5 protein-coding genes are annotated in these 3192 nt (G+C 59.7%); 2 read left to right on the forward strand and 3 right to left on the reverse strand.

Features of this window, described 5'->3' with window-relative positions; genetic code table 11:
- The first annotated feature begins 499 nt into the window (after positions 1-499).
- Positions 500-1201 (forward strand): PDDEXK nuclease domain-containing protein, encoded by a 702-nt coding sequence (locus CXY71_RS00360; protein WP_368665839.1) that lies wholly within the window; start codon positions 500-502, stop codon positions 1199-1201.
- The gene (locus CXY71_RS22485) at positions 1176-1553 is read left to right on the forward strand and encodes a PDDEXK nuclease domain-containing protein (protein WP_368665840.1); all 378 of its coding nucleotides are present in this window, start codon (positions 1176-1178) and stop codon (positions 1551-1553) included. The genes CXY71_RS00360 and CXY71_RS22485 overlap by 26 nt, the downstream gene beginning before the upstream one ends.
- A gap of 274 nt (positions 1554-1827) precedes the next feature.
- On the opposite strand, the gene CXY71_RS00370 is transcribed toward CXY71_RS22485, so the two are convergent.
- The 3 genes from CXY71_RS00370 to CXY71_RS00380 form a co-directional block, all read right to left on the reverse strand.
- Complete coding sequence (locus CXY71_RS00370; protein WP_104133764.1) at positions 1828-2037, reverse strand: hypothetical protein; 210 nt, start codon at positions 2035-2037, stop codon at positions 1828-1830.
- A 10-nt stretch (positions 2038-2047) separates the two neighbouring features.
- On the reverse strand, positions 2048-2308 hold the full coding sequence (locus tag CXY71_RS00375; RefSeq protein ID WP_104133765.1) for a glutaredoxin domain-containing protein: 261 nt from the start codon (positions 2306-2308) through the stop codon (positions 2048-2050).
- A gap of 205 nt (positions 2309-2513) precedes the next feature.
- The gene (locus tag CXY71_RS00380) at positions 2514-2822 is read right to left on the reverse strand and encodes a hypothetical protein (RefSeq protein WP_104133766.1); all 309 of its coding nucleotides are present in this window, start codon (positions 2820-2822) and stop codon (positions 2514-2516) included.
- Between the last annotated feature and the right edge of the window lie 370 nt (positions 2823-3192).

Below are 3192 nucleotides of genomic sequence, written 5' to 3' on the forward strand. Positions count from 1 at the left end.
CCGACAAACCCACCAAGAATGACCGCCTCGAACTAGCCGCCTAAACTCCCACTGGTCTCATCCGCCTTGACAAGTTCCGTCTCGACGTTCAGGAGCCTGGCGTCGAGTCTCATTAGGTCGAGTTCGTCCTCGCTCATGCGGTGGTCGCCTCGAGGCGCAATGACCACTTCTTCGACTCACGCAGCTCATCGGCATCCGTGCGGGTCCACCACGGGGTGAGCTGTACGACGGATTCCTTCTCCCTGTATAGAAACGGATGTTTCCCTCGGGTATTTTGCGGATGTCTTCCACCTTGACCAGTCGTTCATCGCGTTCGCTGGTGGAAGCCGAGGACGTATCCCGTCCGGTGCAGCGCTGCACGGAGGTGCTGGTCCGCGGGGTTAGCGCACCGCGGTGGATCCACGGTGCGCAGGTGCCTCTAGGGCTCGTCTGCTAGACCTGCCTTGCAGTGACGCGCGTGCGCGGCGGTCACCGATCACAGCTGGGAGAGAATGGGACCATGTCCCGTGATGATGTTGCTCTTCCCGATGGGTACCCTGAGTTCCTCAGTAACCTTAAGCGCCAGGTCCGCGATGCTCAGGTGCGCGCCCAGCGTACGATCAATACCCAACTCATCGAGCTGTATTGGTCCCTGGGCCGTGCCATCGTCACTGAGCAGGAGCAGCAAGGTTGGGGCGCTGGCGTGATCGAGCGCTTGGCCGGGGATTTGCGCGTTGAGTTTCCTCAGATGACCGGGTTGTCGCGCAGCAATCTGCAATATATGAGGGCGCTTGCTGCGGCCTGGCCTGCCCACGCAAATGTCCCGCAAGCTGTGGGACATTTGCCGTGGGGGCACATCCGTCTGCTCCTGGACAAGCTCGACGATCAAGACACACGTGAGTGGTATGCCACGGCTTCTGTGCAGAATGGTTGGTCTCGAAACGTCCTGCTGAATCAGATCAAGAACCGCACGCTTGAAAGAACGGGCGCTGCGCCATCAAACTTCAGCGCTGAGTTGGCGCCCGCCGATTCCGATCTGGCTAGGCAGATCGCCAAAGACCCTTACGTTTTCGACTTTCTGGAGCTTACCGAGGAGGCGGCCGAACGCGATCTGGAACAAGCGCTCATGGACCGCATCGTCGACACTTTACGAGAGCTCGGGACCGGGTTCGCCTTCGTGGGGCCCTACGTGCCAGGTGCATTTCGATGTAGCCGGCGATGACTTCTATCTCGACTTGCTCTTCTTCCACATTGAGCAACTGCGCTACGTCGTCATTGAACTGAAAACGGGAAAGTTCCAACCGGAACACGCCGGCAAACTTGGTTTCTACGTCTCGCTCGTGGACGATCGGCTCCGCAGAGAGGCTCACGCGCCCACAGTCGGCATACTTATCTGCGGCGATCGAAACGATCACACAGTCCGGTACGCACTCGGTCGCTCGGGCTCTCCAATGGCAGTGTCCACGTATACATACGACTCCTTGCCACCTTCGGAGAAGAATGCGCTCCCAGATGCGGATGAGCTTGCAGCGGCTCTTGGGTGGGAGGGGGAAGCCCAGGGGTCGCACGATTAGCTGTAAAGCTACGTGCGATGGACTTCGGCTCGTTGCTGAAGTGATCTGCCGTAATCAGGATGATGGCCCTGGCCTTATGCCGCAACTCGTGATGTTCGCCAGCGTATGACGTCTGCTGTGTTGTAGCGGATGAGTCCCAGGCCGATGCCGTGGTATTTGGGTCCGGCATTGCCGTGTCTCATGGTGCTGAGTTCCTCGAGTGAGATGCCCAGGGCGTCGCTGGTTTGGCCGGGTGTCATCAGGGGTGACGGCGGTGGGGTGCAGGCCGCTGTGATCATTTGGCGTGGTCCTTTGTGAGCGTGTCGATGATGGTCACGTAGTTGGTTCCGGTGACGGTGACGGTGGCGGTGAGTGTGCTGGCGAGGGTGTAGCCGGCGCGCACGTGTACGCGGAGGTCGTCGAGGGGTTCGGCATTCTTTCGTGTGCGCGTCGCGTGTTCCAGGTCGCTGATGGGCGGGGTCGTCTGTAGGGTGCTGAATTCCATCGCGGGGTGCCTACTTGTCGGTGAGTGCGGGGTGGTCGCGCAGGGCGGCTATCTTTGCGATCCTGTCGGGTTGGAAGCCTGACCAGGTCACGGCGCGGGTGATGACGATGGGGGCCGTGGTGTAGCCGAACTGGTGTATCAGGTCGGTGGCTCGTGCATCCGTTGTGAGGTCGATGACGGTGTAGGGCAGGTTGGCGGCGTCGAGTGCCCGGGTGGTCATGGTGCATTGCATGCAGTTCGGCAGTGTGTAGACGGTGAGCGGTTCGATCATGGTGTGGTCCTCTCTTATAACCTCATTGCCTTTTGGCGTACGCCGTTTTACAGCGTCAGGGGTGAATTGGGCAGGGGACCGTGGAATACCGCAAGGGAGGAATGGTGCGTACGATCAACAGCCGAAAAGGCAACGCAAGTTGCACGAAGAAGCCCCGTCGAGCTGTGCTCGACGGGGCTTCTTTATTACAGGTAAGGGCCGGAGGCTACGCTTCAGTGGTTGGGGTCGTGACCGGGGCAGTGGTGCGTCGTTTTCGTGCTTTCGGGGTGGACTGGCCGGGGGCTTTGACGCCGGTAGCGCGGAGGTCCTTTTCGCTCCATCCGGAGGCTAGGGCTGCAGTCCAGGCGTGTTCGTGAGCGAGGGTCGCTAATTTCAGTTGCTGGTCTGCGCTGTCGTATTCGTTGCCGGCGTCGGCGAGTGCGCGGACGGCTTCTACGCGGGTGTCCACGTTCGCTTCGATGATTGCCCGCGCTCGGGCGGCTGCATCTTCTGGTTTCATATTCGCATCGCTCATGTTCACCAGATTACAGGCCTGGTACACGCCTCGGCCGAGTGCGCCTCAGCCTCTTTTTACTGAAGCGCTAAGAGGGGAAAGGTGCCATACCGGCGGTGCCGATTTGAAGCAAGCTATACATTTACCGGTGGTAAATTGCTTTGAATTCTGGACGCTGCGCGTCGGAATTGGCATACTTGACGTATGTCCCCGGTTTTCGGGGTCGCTGCGCTGGGCAGGAGGAGGCGAACACGTTGACGGAGAAGAACGAGCGTCGCTTGTTTGGTCGTCAGCGTCGGGCGAATGTTGATGGTGTGACCTGCCGCGGATATCTCGGACAGTGGGCCCTCTTAAAATGAGGGATCACTGAAAGTCGAGATCAGCATGACCG

Source organism: Cryobacterium sp. Y62, from assembly GCF_002929785.1.
Taxonomy (GTDB): domain Bacteria; phylum Actinomycetota; class Actinomycetes; order Actinomycetales; family Microbacteriaceae; genus Cryobacterium.